Genomic DNA, 16200 nt, shown 5'->3' with positions numbered 1-16200 from the left:
CCTCAAAGTGCATCGTCGAATGTTGTTTTTGTTGTTCGAAGCCTGAGTCGGTGATTTAGGGTCGTCGGCCCTCCTCTTCACGCAACAGCGCCTGCAAGGTGTCGAGCCGGGCACTGTCGAAGGCAGTGACAGTCCCCTGTTCGAACACCCGGCGCGCCAGCCCGGTCAGCACCGCACCGGGCGGCAGTTCGATCTGTAGACGTACGCCGCGCTCGTAAGCGCTTTGCACGGTGCCGCGCCAGTCCACCACGCGGCACATGTTGAAGGCGAGGTCGTCGCGCAGCGGTTCTACCTGGGTCACAGGCCTTGCGCGACTGCCGCTCAGGTAAGCGATTTTCGGTGTTTTCAGTTCTACCCTGGCGAACGCTTCGGCGAGGGTTTGCGCAGGCTCATCCAGTAACGGGCAGTGCGACGGCACGCTGACCGCCAGACGTTTTGCCAGACCGGCGCCACGACCGCGCGCCAGCTCGGCGACCGCTTGCATCGCCTGGTCACTGCCGGCAATCACCACCTGGTTATCGGCGTTGATGTTGGCCAGGTACACCGGTGTTTCTGCGCCGTGCACCTGCGCCAGCAGCGTTTCGACTGTGGATAATTGCAGACCGATGATCGCGGTCATGCCGAAGCCCTGTGGATAAGCCTGCTGCATCAACTCACCGCGCAGACTGACCAGCTGCAACGCATCGCTGAAGCGCAACGCTCCGGCGACCACTGCTGCCGGGTAGGCACCGATGGACAGACCGGCGACGTAATCTGCGGTGAGTCCGTCCCGCAGCAACTGCCGCGAGGCTGCGACCCCGGCGATCAGCAGGCAGAGCTGAACCGCTCGGGTGCTGCGCAACGCTTCGCTGGAATCCAGCCGCAAGACATCTTCACCGAGCACATCGCTGGCCTCGATCAGCGTTTCCCGAGGCAAACGCTGGAGCATGCCGGGCTGCTGCGCGCCCTGACCGGGAAACACCAGCAGACTGCTCACGCTGCCTGCTCCTGCGGGTTCCACGGATCAGACACCAGACAGGCTTCATGGGCGTTTTTCAGCAGCACCCGCGAAGCGTTTCCGGCCCACTCGCGCAGGGCGACGGCACCGAATGGTGTCTGCAATTGCAGGTCGACCCGGCAGATCGCCTGATCAAAAACCGCGACCAATTTACGCGCCTGATTACGGGTGATGAGTTGCGGCGTACGCAGGATCAGATCGAGATCACTGGCCTCGTGCATTGCTTTAAAACCGCTCGCCAATTCAAACCCGGCACTGCCACTGACGCCCCAGATCCAACCGCAATCATCGAGCACCGGCCGCAGTTGCCGGAGCGCGTGCATGACCGGCAAATCACGCTCGCTCTCGACCTGACAAAGCGCTTCCGGGCTGACCCGGCAAGCAATCGAATCGACAGACATAAACGCCGCCAGCCGCTGCTCGCGCAACAGACCGCGCACGCCCACCGCCACGAATCCGTCTTCACTCAACGCCCGCCGCACCACCACCGGTTGCCCGGCAGCCAGCGAATCAATCGCCCACTGCGGCGCATCCGCCGGCAACTGCGCCGGCGTCATGCCCCACAGCAGGTCGTGGGCCAGAGGCGTGTTCACCACTGCGCCCTCAGCAATTCACGCACGCGGCTGGAGGCTTCGCGATTTTTCGCGCCGAGACGATTGCTCAAATCAGTCGCCGAAATATCGCCGATGGCTTGCTTCAGGCATTCGCTGACTCGCGCCAGATCCTCCGCCGTCGGCTGTTCGATCTGCTGCACCGACAGGGTTTCCCAGAGCAATCCGAGGCTGGCGTAGCTGTCGATGTCATAGGCCATCGGCGGCACGCTGGACGCCAGGGCTTCCAGTTCTTCGACGCTGCGCAAGGTCACCCGCGCCGCCGAAGCCTTGCCCATCGCATGCACCATCACCCCCGGATCACGCAGGGCGATCAAGCGATTGGCCTGATATCCGTGAGCGAGAAACGCCCCGGACATGGCCTTGCCCACCAGCAGCGCAATCACCGGATGCCCGGCCAGACGCGCGCGGGCATAAGCGTCCGCCGCACCGGCCAGAGCCTGATGAATGCCGAGGGCTTCTTCGCGGCGACCGTAGGCCTGGCTCGGCACATCGACGATTGCGATCAAGGGCCGTTTTTGCGTTTTGTCACGGTCGGCGGTGATAGCGTCATCCACAGCCTTCGCCAGCCCCCAGCCTTCGAGCAAACCGACTTCGCCATTGCGAGCGCGAGGGAAACGGTTTTGCGGATCGGCGACCACGGCGATAAAGCGCCCAAGTGGCCCGTCGGCAACCCTCAGCGATGGCGGCAAACCTTCAACCGCATTCGCGCCAGCGCTCAAGGCGTTGAACCAGTTCAAACCGCGCACGGAATAACCACTCATGAGCGCTCTCCTTGATACAGATCGCGAACCACCGAAGGCTCGATTTGCTTGTCAGTGTCCAGGCTCGTCAGGCGTTGCAGGAACCACTCGGCCCGTTGACTGCGCGGTTGCGCCGGCAAGCCTTGTTGCAGCAACTCGCCGACCTGCTGGCGAATCTGCGCCACGTCATCGGCGACATAACGATCCACCAGACCACTGGCAAACCGTTGCTCGCCACCGGTCAGGCTCCAGATGAAGGGCCGGTCGCGGGAGTCGTATTCCTCGATCCCGGCTTCCTGCTCGATCACCTGCGGGCCGTTCAGGCCGAGGCGTGCTTCCTGGGTCACCAGCAAATAGCTGCACAGCGCAGCGGCAATCGACATCCCGCCAAAGCAACCGACGCTGCCGGCCACCACGCCGACCACCGGTTGGTACTGCTGCAGATCGACAATCGCCGCGTGGATATCGGCAATCGCCGCCAGCCCGAGGTTGGCTTCCTGCAAGCGCACGCCGCCGGTTTCCAGCAGCAGGATGGCGCGGGTCGGAATGCCTTTGCGGTTGTCCTCGGCGGCCAGTTCCAGCGCGCCGGCGATCTTCGCGCCGCCGACTTCGCCGAGGCTGCCGCCCTGAAACGCGCCTTCAATCGCCGCGATCACCACCGGCAAACCATCGAGGCGGCCCTTGGCGATCACCACGCCGTCATCGGCCTGCGGCACGACGCCCTGACGTTCCAGCCACGGCGACATGACGCGTTGAAACGGGTCGAGCAATTCGCGGAAGGTGCCGGCGTCGAGCAAGGCTTTCGCCCGCTGCCGGGCGCCGAGTTCGACGAACGACTGTTTGTGCAGAAGCGCTGAGGTGTCAGTCATGGCCGATCTCCTCGAAGCCTTGTTCCAGCCGCAGGCGCACTACGCCCGGGGTCGCGCCAAAATCGTGGATATCGATGGCCATCGCCGGCGGCGTGGTGCCGTCGAACATCCGCGCGAACAGATGCTGCCAGCGCTGCTCGGCGCCATTGACCGAGGTCTGCACATTGATCGTCAGCTTGCCGGCCAGGCCCGGTTCGATCAGCACTTCCAGATCACCGGAACCGACACAACCGACCAAAGCCCGACCGCGCGGCGGCTGCCCGGCGGGGAATTCAAAGGATAAGGTTTCCATCAAAACGCTCCCTGAAGGATGCCGTCGCGCTCGATTCGATCAAGCAGCAGAGTGGCGGCGAGCAAGTCGGCGGCGCCACCGGGCGAGGCATTCAATGCAATGAGTTGTTGATCCAGTTCGTGCAGGCGGCGGCGACCGGTAAGGCTGGCGCTGCCACCGGCGTCGAGCACTGCCTGGGCGCCGTGTTGCATGGCGTGCAGGCCCGGTTCGCCGGCGCGGTACAGCACGCAGGTGTCGGCGAGGTCGGTCATGATTGCGAGCAAGGCGTCGAGCCTAGCGTTCTGTTCGCCATGGCCGGCGGCGCGGCTTCGCTTGAGTTGCGGCAGACCGCGTTGCACCACGGACGGGAAGCCGAGTTGCGCTTCTTCCCGGGCACCGCGAGCGCCGTAGCGTTGGGCGACTTGGGCGCCGTGGCTCAGCGGACGCGGCGCATAACGGTCATCGAGCAATGCCAGACGCGCAGCGCGCAGAGTGACGGCGCTGGCACTGGTGGATTTGGTGTCCAGCGCAGCAGCCGTGACCAGCAGGCCCAACGCCCAGATCGCCCCGCGATGGGTGTTCACGCCGTGGGTGGTGGCGAGCATCGCCTGTTCACCTTCTCGTCCGATGCGGCCGATGGCTTCGCGCAGCGGCAAGCCGATTTCGCCGAACTCAAGCGCGGCCTCGGCCATTTCCTTGAACGCCGGCCACAACGCCAGCGCCGAGGCATGCATCAATCCGAGGTGCAGATCGGTGTGCGCACCGTTGCCGCGACGGTCGACCAGCGCCGGTTTCGGCGACAGGTCGGCTTCGTCGATCAGCGCGTCCACGGCCAGATCCGCCAGCCGTTCGGCGAGGGTGATGGTTTTGGGTTGCAGGTTGAGTGCGTGCATTACCAGCTCCTGAACTTGGCGGGCGGGTTGTAGAGGCCGCCGGACCACTCGACCAGATCGGCCACGCTTTTCGCCGCGAGCAATTCACGGGTGGCGTCGGTGCGACGGATGCCGAGGTCTTCGGGCAAGGCGATCAGGCCTTCACGGCGCATGCGTTCGGTGTCTTTCGGGTTGTGGCGCAGGCCGATGGCGGTGACGCCGGCGACCGCAGCGATCATTGCCTGACGCTCTTCCAGCGAGCGCGCCTTGTACAGGTAGGCGATGCCTTCTTCCGTCAGCAGGTGGGTGACGTCGTCGCCGTAGATCATGATCGGCGCCAGCGGCATCCCGCTTTTCTTCGCCACCTCCACCGCGTCGAGGGTTTCGACGAAGGTCGGTTTGCCGCCCTCCTGGAAGGTCTCGACCATTTGCACCACGAGTTTCTTGCCGCGCTCGAGCATCGGTTGCTGCGAATCATCGTGGCGCATGTCGAGCCACGCCGGGGTGCCGTGACGGCGGCCGCGCGGGTCGTGGCCCATGTTCGGCGCGCCACCGAAACCGGCGAGGCGGCCTCGGGTGACGGTGGAGGAATGGCCATCGCCATCGACTTGCAGGGTCGCGCCGATGAACAGGTCTACCGCGTACTGCCCGGCCAGTTGGCAGAACATCCGGTTGGAACGCAGCGAGCCGTCACGGCCGGTGAAGAACACGTCCGGCCGGGCGGCAATGTAGTTTTCCATGCCCAGTTCGGTGCCGAAGCAATGCACGCTTTCGACCCAGCCGCTTTCGATGGCTGGGATCAGGGTCGGGTGCGGATTGAGCGTCCAGTTACGGCAGATCTTGCCCTTGAGGCCGAGGGATTCACCGTAGGTCGGCAGGATCAGTTCGATGGCGGCGGTGTTGAAACCGATGCCGTGGTTCAGCGACTGCACGTTGTGTTTTTCGTAGATCCCGCGGATCGCCATCATCGCCATCAACACGTGCACAGGCTTGATGTGGCGCGGGTCGCGAGTAAACAGCGGTTCGATGTAGAACGGCTTGTCCGCCACCACCACGAAATCCACCCACGATGCGGGGATGTCCACGCGAGGCAGTTCGCTGACGTCGTCCACCAGCTGATTGACCTGGACGATGACGATGCCGTCGCTGAACGCGGCTGGTTCGATCAGCGCCGGGGTGTCTTCGGTGCTCGGGCCGGTGTAGATGTTGCCGGCACGGTCGGCCATGAACCCGGCCGAGAGCACGACGTTGGGGATCAGGTCCACCACCAGCCGGGCGTAAAGCTCGATGTAGGTGTGGATCGCACCGACTTCCAGCAGACCGTCTTCGAGCAACTGGCTGATGCGCAGGCTCTGGGTGCCGGCGAAGGAGAAATCGAGCTTGCGGGCGATGCCGCGTTCGAACAGGTCGAGATGTTCGGAGCGACCAACGCTGGGCATGATCATGTGCAGGTCGTGGAGCTTTTCAGGATCGGCCTTGGCCAGCGCACGCGAAAGGAAATCCGCCTGCTTCTGGTTGTTGCCCTCCAGCACCACACGGTCGCCCGGATGAATCAGCGCTTCGAGTGCCGCAACGATTTTGTCGGTGGGCAACACCGCACCGTCGGCCAGCCCGCGCACCTTGTCGAGGCGCCGCTGCTTCTCGTCACGCCGCCGCGTCCAGCGCGAGTCGGGGGAATTGGTTGTTGTCATGCTCACTCCACGGGGTTCGCTGTCGTGGAGCTACCTTAGGAGTGTGATCGAGGGGCATCAATCAAGCGCAGTGGCGAACCGTTACGGTGAGCGTAACGATCAGTGGACCAGCCCCGCATCTACCAACAACGTCTCCAATGCCAACAGATCCGGCACCTTCGCCACCTGCTCCCCGACCTGCACCGCCGCCTGCTCCAGCGCACACAACGGCACATCGACATAACTCAACTGGCTGTCGAGCTTGTACGAGCGCGGAATCCCCTGCACCAGCAGCGCGATGAACTTCAACTCCGGCCGCCCGCCCAGGGCGTTGAGGATGACGATCCGTGCTCGTTCGCCGATGACGATCTTGTTGCCGCACGCCGACTCGAAACTCAGCAGCGGAATCTGCCGCTCGCGCCAGGTCACCCGACCGAGATACCACGGCGGTGTATCGAGATCGAAGGCGCTCGACTGGTAGTCGATCAGCTCGGCGACGGCGACGTTGGGCAGGATCAGGTTGCGATCCGCCAGCGGCAGCAGCAGCCCGGTGAGCTGGCTGGCGCGTTGATTGTGCTGGCGCTCATGCATGTTTTTTGCTCCACAGGGCGATGCTTTCGAGCAGCACCGATTCCTGGTACGGCTTGCCGAGGTAGTCGTTGACGCCGATGGCCATCGCGCGGTCGCGGTGTTTCTGGCCGGTGCGCGAGGTGATCATGATGATCGGCAGGTGTTGCAGGCGTTCGTCGCGGCGTACCTGGGTCGCCACTTCGAAGCCGTCCATGCGCGGCATTTCGATGTCTAGCAGCATCAGGTCCGGCATGTGTTCTTCCAGCAGCAACATCGCATCGACCCCGTCCTTGGCGGTCAGCACGTTCATGCCGTGGCGTTCGAGCAGACGGCTGGTGACCTTGCGCACCGTGACCGAATCGTCGACCACCATCACCAGCAGCGGCTTCTGCGGTTCGCTCTCGATTTCGTGACTGGCCGGACGCTGCGGCAACCGCGCCTGCATCGCACGGATCGGCGCCAGCAGGTCGAGAATCAGCACCACCCGGCCATCGCCGAGAATTGTCGCCCCGGACACGCCCTGCACCGATGCGAACTGCGGGCCGAGGCTCTTGACTACGATTTCGCGGGTGCCGGCCATCGTGTCGACCTGCACCGCGATGTGCCGGTCGTTGCACTGCACCAGCAAGACCGGCACCGGCAGGCTCTGGCCGGACAGTTTTGGCCGGGGAGCGGTTTTCAGCAGCTCGCCGAGGTAGCACAGTTCATAACGCTGGCCGCCGTACTGATAACTCGGTGGGTCGAGACGGAAATGTCCGTCCAGTTCATTCGGCAGTACGCGGACGATGCCGTCGATGGTGTTCAGCGGAATCGCGTATTGATCTTCACCACACTGCACCATCAGCGCACGGTTGACCGACACGGTGAACGGCAGGCGAATGCGGAAGTGCACGCCCTGCCCCGGCACTGAGTCGATGCTCATGGTGCCACCCAGTTGCCGGACTTCTTCGTGGACCACGTCCATGCCCACGCCGCGCCCGGAAATCTGGGTGATTTTCTCGGCCGTGGAAAAGCCTGGCTGGAGGATGAACTGCAACACTTCGCGGTCGCTGATGTCGGCGTCCGGCGCCAGCAGGCCACGCTTGATCGCCTTGCGCCGCACGGCGTCCAGCGGCACACCGGCGCCATCGTCGCGGATGTCGAACACAATGTCGCCGCCCTCGCGGGACAGGTCGAGGCTGATCTGCCCTTGTGCCGGTTTGCCCGCCGCCAGCCGGACTTCGGCGGACTCCAGACCATGGTCGACGGCATTGCGCAGCATGTGTTCCAGCGGTGCGGCCATGCGTTCGAGGACGTTGCGGTCCATCTCGCCTTCGGCGTTGCCGACGCTGAACGCGACGTCCTTGCCCAACTCTTCGGCGACCTGCCGGACGATGCGTTTCAAACGCGGCAACATGCGCTCGAACGGCACCATGCGCGTGCGCATCAGGCCTTCCTGCAATTCGGTGTTGATCCGTCCCTGCTGCTGCAACAGGTTCTCGGCGTCGTGGGTGCGCCGGTCGAGGGTTTCCTTCAAATCCAGCAAGTCGGAAGCGGATTCGAACAGCGCCCGTGACAACTGCTGCAACTGCGAATGGCGGTCCATTTCCAGCGGGTCGAAATCTTCGTAGCCGAGGCGTTCGGCGTCCACTTGCTGACGGCTGAGGATCCGTCCCTGAGTTTCGGTGTCGAGCCGGCGCAACTGGTCGCGCATCCGCTCGATGGTGGTTTCCATCTCGTGCAGGGCGGTCTGCGCATCGCTGACTTGCTGTTCGATACGCCCACGGAAAATCGAGGTTTCGCCGGCGAGATTGACCAGGTCATCCAGCAACTCGGCGGAGACCTTGACCATGTCCGCCCCGGCCTCGGGCGCCGGGGCGGCAGGCTCGACCTTGACCGCCACCGGCGGGACGGGCGCCGGGGTTTGCACGACCAGCGGATGGCTGAAATTCTGGATCGCGCTGATCAACCGGTCTGCCGGTGGGCACGGCTGGCCGGCGCGCACCGCGTCGAGCATCTGCGCCAAGCGGTCCTGGCCGCGCTGCAACAGCGCGAACAGTTCGGCGCTGCCTTGCAGGGTGCCGGCGGACAAGCTTTCGTAAAGGTTTTCCAGCTCATGAGCGAGGTCGCCAATCGGCCCGATTTCCACCATCCGCGCGCCGCCCTTGAGGGTATGCAGGTCACGCAGCAGGGTTTCCACTTCCTGGCGATTGCCGGGCTCGGCCTGCCAGCGCAGCAGCGCGGCACCGGAGTTTTCGATGATGTCGAAACCTTCCTCGAGGAAGATCTCCAGCAGCTCCGGATCGTGTCCGGGGCCGTCCTGCGTGACAGTGGCTGATGGCGTTTCGGGACTGGCGCTCGGACCCTGGCGAAAGCGACGGATCGCCTCGATCAGGTCCTGTGCCGGATCCAGCGGCTGGTGCCGGTGCAACTGTTCGAGGAACTGCGCCAGACGCTCGTGGCTCTGGCGCAACAACCGACCCAGAGCTTCGCTGTGGCTGTAACGACGATCCACCAGCCCTTGGTAAAGGCCTTCCAGCTCATGGGCCAGATCGCCGACCGCTGCAACCTCGGCCATCCGCGCACCGCCCTTGAGCGTGTGCAGATCCCGTTGCAGCGACGACAGCGGCGCGCCGTTTTCCGGGTCCTTCAGCCAGCGCTGCAAGGCTTGGCCGGCGCTGTCGAGAATGTCGACCGCCTCTTCGAGGAAGATCTCGACGATCTCGTCGTCCGGCCCGCTGTCGGCATTGTGTTGCTGCAGTTCGGCAGTGGCGCTGCCCAGTTCGCGGATGCTCAAAGTACGGCTGCCGTCGCTGCGGATCAGGCCCATGGCCGACGGATCGAGGCTCTCGTCGAGCAGTTCGTGCAAGGCGCGGATGCGTTGCGGTTGCGGGGTGATTTCCTGGCCGGCCGCCAGTTCGTCGAGCATGTTGATCAGCGCTTCGTGGGCCTGCTGCGCTTCATGGAAAAACCGCTCGCTGACCGCCAGGCTGCTCTCTTCGACGGCGCCGTACAGGTCGAGCAAGGCTTCACACAGCACATCCACCGGCAGCAGATCTGCGAGGTGCGCGCCTTCGCCCAGGGTGGTCAGCTCATCCAGCAATGCACTGAGTTCCTGACGTTCACCGGGGTGCTGCTGCCAGCGCTGCAAGAGGTTTTCGGCGTCGAGCAGGATGTCCATGCCCTGGGCCAGGAAGTTGTTGATCAGTTGCGGATCGCGCTTGACCCGCACCGCACTGCTCGGGGCATTGAGGATCGATTCCAGACGCTCGCCGAGCAGGGTTTCGGTGCGTTTGATCAGTGACTGCGCACCGACAATCGGCGCCAGTGGATCGTGTTTGAGCTGACGCAGACCGACACGGAACAGGCCCTCGGCTTCGAGCAGCAGTTCCACTTCGTCCAGATCCAGCGCCAGCTGATGGGCCTTGAATTCCCGGGCCAGCTTATCGAGCGGCGCCGCCAGTTCGGCAATCGGCGACACCCCCGCCATCGAGGCGCTGCCCTTGAGGGTGTGCAGCGCTCGCTGCAATTCGTCGCTGGCCTGTAACGGCACATGCTCGGCAGCCTGATCGAGAAAACGGTTGAGACTGGCGAGGTGGGTTTCGGCTTCGTTGCGGAAAATCTCCAGCAACAGCGGATCGAGGGCCGCGACGTCTTCCACGTCTTCGGCCGGCAGCGGCGTGTCGCCCTTGGCCAGCGCGTGGGCGCGAGCCGCCAGTTGATCGACATCGTGGCGCTGACGCTGGCCGTTGGTGGCGAATTCTCCGATCAGGTCCGGCAACAGCAGCAGCGTGTCGGCCAGCAACTGGCGCACCGCCGGGCCGGGTTCAACGCTGTGTTCCAGCACGCGGTTGAGCAGGTTTTCCACCGCCCAGGCCAGCTCGCCGAGGACCAGCGCGCGCACCATCCGGCCGCTGCCCTTGAGGGTGTGGAAAGCGCGGCGCAGTTCACTCAAGGCGGCGCGGTCATCGGGCTCGGCAGACCAGCGCGGCAGGTATTCGCTCAGCACTTCGAGCACTTCCCCGGTCTCTTCGAGGAACACTTCGCGCAGCTCGTCATCCACCGGTTCTTCATCGGCCGGTGGCGGCAGCAGGCTGCCCGGCGTGGTCTGCGCCGGCGGGTTGACCGCCGACACCGGACTGGCCAGCACTTCGGCCAACGACTGCACGATCTGCGGGTCGTCCAGCTCCTGCAAATCCTGCATCACCAGCGCTTCGCTGGGGTTGAGCACATCATCGAGCACCGGCACATGCGGCTCGCCGGGCTGTTCGTCAGGAAAGAAGCCGAGACTGGCGAGGCTTTTCTGCGCGATATCCAGCAAGTGTTCGCTGGGTGCCTGCGGGTCGTCGGTCAGGCGTTCGAGGTAGTACTCGAGGCTGGTGATGGCGTCGGCGAGGCTGTCGAGTTGCTGCCAGCCCGGCTCGTGCGGGTCGAGCAACAGATGCTCGCGGATAAATCCGTTGCAGGCTTCGAGCAGACTTGCCGCCCGCGCCAGCGGAATCATCGCCAGCGCGCCCCGAACTTGGGTCAGCAGTGCCGGCAGGCTTTGCAGTTGCTGGCGATCCCAGTCGGCGTCGATGTAGTCGACGATCATGTCCTTGGCCTGTTGCAGGCAGATGCGCGCTTCCTTGATCACGATCTGATGGATCTGCGTCAGGTCGGTGGTCGGCAGGCGCGAGTCTTCCGGGCTCTCCGGTTCCACCGTGCCGACCATCCCGGCCAGCGTCGCTTCGACGTAGAGCAAGGCGCCGGCGACGTCCATCAGCGTGGCGTCGTTCGGTTCGCGCTGGCCCTGAGCGAGGCTGAGCACTACCGCCAGTTGATCGATGATCACCTTGCGCGGCTGACCGAAACCAAGCACCGCGAGGGTGTCGGCGATCTGCCGCAGCGGCGCCAGCAGGCTGTCCAGATCCGAGGCGTGCTGGCGGTCGCTGCGCACGAACAGGTCGAGGCGTTCCTTGACCCGCACCAGCTCTTCGCACAGCGCCGCGAGTACCGAGCGCATGGCATCGCGGTCGGGGCCGGCCAGGCGCGCGCGTTCTTCGTCGACCATCGCGCTGTCGGGCAGCGCGTCGTCCAGGGAGTAGCGATCTTTCATGGTCAGCATCTGCCCGGTGGGATGTTCGGCTTTGGCGATATAAAACAGCAGGCTTTTCAGCAGTTCAGGCGGTGGCGGCTGGTTGAGGCCGGGCATGCCCTGTTCGAGCAGGCGCTTGAGTTCCTTGTCGGCGTCCTTGAACAGGCTGCGCAGGGCCGGGCTGTTGGCGATCCGGCCTTCGCGCATGCCTTCGACCAGCGCCGAAGCGACCTGCCACAACGGGCTCAGCGGCGAGTTATCGCTGAGTGCTTCAAGCCGGGTAAACACCTTGGCCAGATAAGCGAGGTGCGTCTGGTCGTCCTGTTCGCGGAGCAATCCGACCAGCGCCATTTGCAGCATCTGGCGCAATTTGCGCAGCACGTTCGGCAGCTCCGCCGGTTCCAGCAGCGCCAGGGTTTCCTCGCCCAAAGGCGCAAGCTCAGGCAACTGCGGGCTGAACAGGCTGGTTTCCGACAACAGGCTTTCGCCCCGGGCGCTGCGCAAGTCGTTGATCAGCGGCAGCACCACCAGCGGCAGATCACGGCGGGCGCCCTGCACGCGGTCGAGGTAGATCGGCAACTGACCCAGCGCCTGCAACAGCAAGTGCAGCGCTTCGTCGCGGTGGCTGACGCGGTCGTTCTGCAACGCTTCGACCAGGTGTTCCATTTCTTCGGCGAGCAATGCCGCGCCGTAGAACTCGACCATCTGCAGGCTGCCGTGCACCTGATGGATGCAGGCCAGGCATTCGTCCAGCCCGGGCACCGACTGCGGATCGTCGAGCACGGCTTCGATGGCCTGATGCGCCTGCCTCAGCGTCTCGGCGATTTCACCCTTGACCCATTCGAGGGCCACGTAATCGTGCCGGTCACCCATAACCACTCCGCTCGACATTGCCTCGCCCGCAGGCCTCACGCCTTGTCCGCGACGGGCGCAGGCGCCGCCGGCAAGGTGAACCCGGACACCGAGCGACGCAACTGGCTGGCCATTTTCGCCAGGTTGCCGATGCTCTCGGCGGTGGCCGTGGAGCCGGACGAAGTCTGCGAGGTGATCTGCTGGATCACGTTCATCGTCAGGGAAATCTGCCCGGCCGAAGACGTCTGTTGCTGCGCCGCGTTGGAAATGCTCTGGATCAGCGCCGCGAGGGTCTTGGACACGCCTTCGATTTCTTCCAGGGCCACACCGGCATCCTGCGCCAGCCGCGCGCCGCGCACCACTTCGGTGGTGGTCTGCTCCATGGAAATCACGGCTTCGTTGGTGTCGGTCTGGATCGCCCGCACCAGCGTCTCGATCTGCCGGGTCGCGGCGGACGAGCGCTCGGCCAGCCGCTGCACTTCGTCGGCCACCACGGCAAAACCGCGCCCGGCATCACCGGCCATCGACGCCTGAATTGCCGCGTTGAGGGCGAGGATGTTGGTCTGGTCGGCAATGTCATCGATCAGGCTGACGATGTCGCCGATTTCCTGGGACGACTCGCCCAGGCGTTTGATGCGCTTGGCGGTGTCCTGGATCTGTTCGCGAATGTTGTCCATGCCGTGGATGGTGTTGTGCACCACCTCGTTGCCCTTGTTGGCGATCTCCACCGACCGCTCGGCAACCGCCGAGGATTCAGCGGCGTTGGCCGACACCTGATCGATCGACTGGGCCATGTCGCTGATCGCGGTCGAGGCTTCGGAAATCTGCTGGGCCTGATGCTCCGAGGCCTGGGCCAGGTGCATGGCGGTGGCCTGGGTTTCCTGCACCGCAGCGGCCACCTGGCCGGCAGTGAGGTTGATGGTGGCGACCAGATCGCGCAGCTGGTCGACCGAATAGTTGATCGAGTCGGCGATGGTCCCGGTGAAGTCTTCGGTCACCGAGGCGGTCACGGTCAGGTCACCGTCGGCGAGGTCTTCGATCTCGTCGAGCAGGCGCATGATCGCGTTCTGGTTGCGCTCGTTCTTCTCGGCGGTCTCGCGCAACTGACGGTTGGTTTCCCGGACCATGACCATGCCGATCAGGATGATCGAAGCCAGCGCCAACAGACCCAGCACATAACCGCCAATGGTGTCGGTATTGCGCCCGCCGGCGAGGTTTTCGAAACGGCTGGCCAGGTGCGAGGCTTCGTCGAGCAGGGTCTGCGACAGGCTGAAGATATTTGTGGCCGACTCACGGACCTTGAACAGCTCAGGCGAGGTTTCGAGGATTTCATCCACGGAACCTGAGACAAACTGGAACAGTTCGGAAATCTCGCTCAAGCGAGCGCGGGCGTCGCGGTCTTCGACCTGGCTGATCTTCAGCGCCGTGTTGCCCTGCAGCATGCCGTTAAGCACCTGACCAAAGCGTGCGGCATCGCGACCGAAGGCATCGGCGGCCTGCTGCGAGTTTTCATCGCCCGAGAGCACGGTGTTCACCGCGCCGAGAATCCGCTCGGCCAGCAGCGACTGACGCTGGGCCATCGCCACCTGCGCCGCCGGAGCGCCGCGTTGCAGGAGAATCTCGACGACTTTTTCGTATTCGATCTGCAACTGCGGCACGGTTTCGGCCAGGGTCGCGGCCACCTGATGCAGGGACAGCACGGTCTGTTCGCTGGAGAGAATCGCGTCGGTGTTTTTCAGCAGGCGTTCCCAGTCCAGCTGCACGGCGCGCATTTCCGGGCGCACGACGGATGGAGCCGGCGGCAGGCCGGTGGCCGGGTCGCCTTTCTTCAGGTAGCCCCAGCGCTGGGCGAAGTCGTTGCGCGCATCGCTCAACAGTTTGAACGCGGCGGCCTTGCCGGCGGCAGCTTCGGTGGCGTTCTTGGCGATCCGCTGCGACAGCACCCGCAGCTCGCCGGCGTGGCCGATGTACTGCTTGTCGTAGTTGGCCTGGGTGTTGAGGTAAGCGAAGTTGGCGAACAGCAGCATGATGAACACGATCAGTGCGATGAACAGCACGATGATCTGTGAGCGGCTGCGCGAGCCTTCTGCGGGCTTGCCTGTTTTTGCTTTGATCATCGGTCCTCGCCTGTTAAACCGCGACGTGCATGAAACTCGGTGACTGCGCCAGCGCAAACAGGCTGAACACCCGCCAGTTCTGCTCGCGCCGGAAATAGCCCTTGATGAACTCGCCCTTGGAGCCTTGCCGTTTACTGATCGAGACGGATTCGAAACTGTCCTGCTCGAAGTGCTGCAGGCCGAAGACTTCATCGACCAGCAAACCGGCAAACACGTCCTGATGCTCTACCACCAATACCCGCCGCTGTTTGCGCATCGGTGACAGCTCATGGCCGAAGAAGCCGCACAGGTCCATGACCGGCAACAGCCGCCCGCGCAGATTGGCCACACCCTTGACCCACGGCTTGACGCCCGGCAGCTGGGTGACGCGCAGTTCGGGCAGCACTTCGCTGACTTCGCCCATCGGCGTGACGTACCAGTGCTCGCCCAGACGAAAGCCGATGCCGCTCCAGCGATCCTGGCGCGCCGGTTGCGACGGCAGGTCCGCCGCCAGCAGGCGACAGCGCTGGTCGATCTGCCACAACAGTTCGAACGCGGTCAGCGACTCGCTCATGGCGGCGCGATCAACCGGCCAGCACGTTGTTCAGGGTCTTGATCAGCGTGTCTTCGTCGACCGGTTTGGTCAGGTAGTCCTTGGCGCCCTGGCGGGTGCCCCAGACCTTGTCGGTCTCCTGATCCTTGGTAGTAATGATGATCACCGGGATGTGGCTGGTTTCCGCATCCTTGGTCAACTGACGGGTGGCCTGGAAGCCGTTGAGGCCGGGCATGACGATGTCCATCAGTACCGCATCGGGTTTTTCCTGACGGGCCAGGGCCACGCCGTCGGCGCCGTTTTCGGCTTTCAGCACTTCGTGCCCGTGCTTTTCCAGCATGCCGGTGAGTTTGTACATTTCGGTCGGCGAATCATCGACGATCAGGATACGTGCCATGGTCTTCCCCATTTTTCTTGTCGACACCGGGCCCGCTGGCCGAGCGTCTCTGTGCGTGTCTTACTGCGGCAAAGCGGCAGCGAAGCCCGGAACATGGGCCGAAATCGCGTCGAGCAGTTCTTCCTTGCTGAAAGGCTTGGTCAAAAATTGATCGGAACCGACAATCCGCCCCTTGGCCTTGTCGAACAGCCCGTCCCGGGACGACAGCATGATCACCGGCGTGCCCTTGAACGCATTGTTGTTCTTGATTAAAGCGCAGGTCTGATAACCATCCAGACGCGGCATCATGATGTCGACAAAGATGATCCCGGGGTGGTGGTCGGCGATCTTCGCCAGGGCGTCAAAACCGTCGATCGCGGTGATGACTTCGCACCCTGCATTTTTCAACAGGGTCTCGGCGGTGCGACGAATCGTTTTCGAGTCGTCGATCACCATGACCTTCAAGGCGCTGGACTGCTGTTCCATAAGGGGGCTCTACCGTCGCCTTTGCGAATCAATTTGTCCGTTTTGCGATGACTGATGGCTGGAAACCCTTGATGCTCAAGGGCCAGCGCGGCTGGGAGCCTTTTTAGCACAGTCTCCAGACGCAATCTATCGACGGGTTTTTCCTTGACCGAAAACCCGCCCGGCGCCACTCTGGCGG

The 16200-nt window shown here is 63.9% G+C and carries 13 protein-coding genes; all 13 read right to left on the bottom strand.

Going from position 1 to position 16200, the window contains the following annotated elements:
* Window positions 1-55: 55 nt before the first annotated feature.
* Window positions 56-976, bottom strand: coding sequence for a malonate decarboxylase subunit epsilon (mdcH, locus tag L6D82_RS05840; protein WP_236188338.1), 921 nt, complete (start codon window positions 974-976; stop codon window positions 56-58).
* Window positions 973-1593 carry a malonate decarboxylase holo-ACP synthase gene (locus L6D82_RS05835; RefSeq protein ID WP_236188337.1) on the bottom strand — a complete coding sequence of 207 codons (621 nt, stop codon included), beginning with the start codon at window positions 1591-1593 and terminating at the stop codon, window positions 973-975. Before L6D82_RS05835 ends, mdcH begins: the two co-directional genes overlap by 4 nt.
* The gene (gene mdcE / locus L6D82_RS05830; RefSeq protein WP_236188336.1) at window positions 1587-2372 is read right to left on the bottom strand and encodes a biotin-independent malonate decarboxylase subunit gamma; all 786 of its coding nucleotides are present in this window, start codon (window positions 2370-2372) and stop codon (window positions 1587-1589) included. The genes L6D82_RS05835 and mdcE overlap by 7 nt, the downstream gene beginning before the upstream one ends.
* A complete protein-coding gene (locus L6D82_RS05825) occupies window positions 2369-3220 on the bottom strand; it encodes a biotin-independent malonate decarboxylase subunit beta (RefSeq protein ID WP_236188335.1) in 852 nt (283 codons plus the stop codon). Before L6D82_RS05825 ends, mdcE begins: the two co-directional genes overlap by 4 nt.
* Window positions 3213-3512 (bottom strand): malonate decarboxylase subunit delta, encoded by a 300-nt coding sequence (locus L6D82_RS05820; protein WP_039767948.1) that lies wholly within the window; start codon window positions 3510-3512, stop codon window positions 3213-3215. The genes L6D82_RS05825 and L6D82_RS05820 overlap by 8 nt, the downstream gene beginning before the upstream one ends.
* Window positions 3512-4384 carry a triphosphoribosyl-dephospho-CoA synthase gene (locus tag L6D82_RS05815; protein ID WP_236188326.1) on the bottom strand — a complete coding sequence of 291 codons (873 nt, stop codon included), beginning with the start codon at window positions 4382-4384 and terminating at the stop codon, window positions 3512-3514. The genes L6D82_RS05820 and L6D82_RS05815 overlap by 1 nt, the downstream gene beginning before the upstream one ends.
* Window positions 4384-6054: a malonate decarboxylase subunit alpha gene (gene mdcA / locus L6D82_RS05810; protein WP_236188324.1), complete on the bottom strand. Its 1671-nt coding sequence runs from the start codon at window positions 6052-6054 to the stop codon at window positions 4384-4386. Before mdcA ends, L6D82_RS05815 begins: the two co-directional genes overlap by 1 nt.
* A 99-nt stretch (window positions 6055-6153) precedes the next feature.
* Window positions 6154-6624: a chemotaxis protein CheW gene (locus L6D82_RS05805; RefSeq protein ID WP_085608864.1), complete on the bottom strand. Its 471-nt coding sequence runs from the start codon at window positions 6622-6624 to the stop codon at window positions 6154-6156.
* Window positions 6617-12532 (bottom strand): Hpt domain-containing protein, encoded by a 5916-nt coding sequence (locus L6D82_RS05800; RefSeq protein ID WP_236188323.1) that lies wholly within the window; start codon window positions 12530-12532, stop codon window positions 6617-6619. The genes L6D82_RS05805 and L6D82_RS05800 overlap by 8 nt, the downstream gene beginning before the upstream one ends.
* A 35-nt stretch (window positions 12533-12567) precedes the next feature.
* Entirely contained in the window at window positions 12568-14628 is a 2061-nt protein-coding gene (locus L6D82_RS05795) for a methyl-accepting chemotaxis protein (RefSeq protein ID WP_236188318.1), read from the bottom strand.
* Window positions 14629-14641: 13 nt separating this feature from the next.
* Window positions 14642-15181, bottom strand: a complete 540-nt coding sequence (locus L6D82_RS05790; protein WP_007953327.1) for a chemotaxis protein CheW — start codon at window positions 15179-15181, stop codon at window positions 14642-14644.
* A gap of 10 nt (window positions 15182-15191) precedes the next feature.
* Entirely contained in the window at window positions 15192-15557 is a 366-nt protein-coding gene (pilH, locus tag L6D82_RS05785; RefSeq protein ID WP_007953328.1) for a twitching motility response regulator PilH, read from the bottom strand.
* 60 nt (window positions 15558-15617) lie between these two features.
* Window positions 15618-16022, bottom strand: a complete 405-nt coding sequence (gene pilG, locus L6D82_RS05780) for a twitching motility response regulator PilG (RefSeq protein ID WP_007953330.1) — start codon at window positions 16020-16022, stop codon at window positions 15618-15620.
* Between the last annotated feature and the right edge of the window lie 178 nt (window positions 16023-16200).

This window comes from Pseudomonas paraglycinae, assembly GCF_021601625.1.
Classification (GTDB): Bacteria; Pseudomonadota; Gammaproteobacteria; order Pseudomonadales; family Pseudomonadaceae; genus Aquipseudomonas; species Aquipseudomonas paraglycinae.
Note: the sequence above shows the minus strand (reverse complement) of the source record. Positions and strands in the feature narration are given on the sequence as shown.

What these genes read in the sequence shown, in the direction of transcription:
- mdcE (WP_236188336.1), bottom strand. Translation starts at nt 2,372, where the DNA reads ATGAGTGGTTATTCCGTGCGCGGTTTGAACTGGTTCAACGCCTTGAGC.
- L6D82_RS05825 (WP_236188335.1), bottom strand. Translation starts at nt 3,220, where the DNA reads ATGACTGACACCTCAGCGCTTCTGCACAAACAGTCGTTCGTCGAACTC.
- L6D82_RS05820 (WP_039767948.1), bottom strand. Translation starts at nt 3,512, where the DNA reads ATGGAAACCTTATCCTTTGAATTCCCCGCCGGGCAGCCGCCGCGCGGT.
- L6D82_RS05815 (WP_236188326.1), bottom strand. Translation starts at nt 4,384, where the DNA reads ATGCACGCACTCAACCTGCAACCCAAAACCATCACCCTCGCCGAACGG.
- mdcA (WP_236188324.1), bottom strand. Translation starts at nt 6,054, where the DNA reads ATGACAACAACCAATTCCCCCGACTCGCGCTGGACGCGGCGGCGTGAC.
- L6D82_RS05805 (WP_085608864.1), bottom strand. Translation starts at nt 6,624, where the DNA reads ATGCATGAGCGCCAGCACAATCAACGCGCCAGCCAGCTCACCGGGCTG.
- L6D82_RS05800 (WP_236188323.1), bottom strand. Translation starts at nt 12,532, where the DNA reads ATGGGTGACCGGCACGATTACGTGGCCCTCGAATGGGTCAAGGGTGAA.
- L6D82_RS05795 (WP_236188318.1), bottom strand. Translation starts at nt 14,628, where the DNA reads ATGATCAAAGCAAAAACAGGCAAGCCCGCAGAAGGCTCGCGCAGCCGC.
- L6D82_RS05790 (WP_007953327.1), bottom strand. Translation starts at nt 15,181, where the DNA reads ATGAGCGAGTCGCTGACCGCGTTCGAACTGTTGTGGCAGATCGACCAG.
- pilH (WP_007953328.1), bottom strand. Translation starts at nt 15,557, where the DNA reads ATGGCACGTATCCTGATCGTCGATGATTCGCCGACCGAAATGTACAAA.
- pilG (WP_007953330.1), bottom strand. Translation starts at nt 16,022, where the DNA reads ATGGAACAGCAGTCCAGCGCCTTGAAGGTCATGGTGATCGACGACTCG.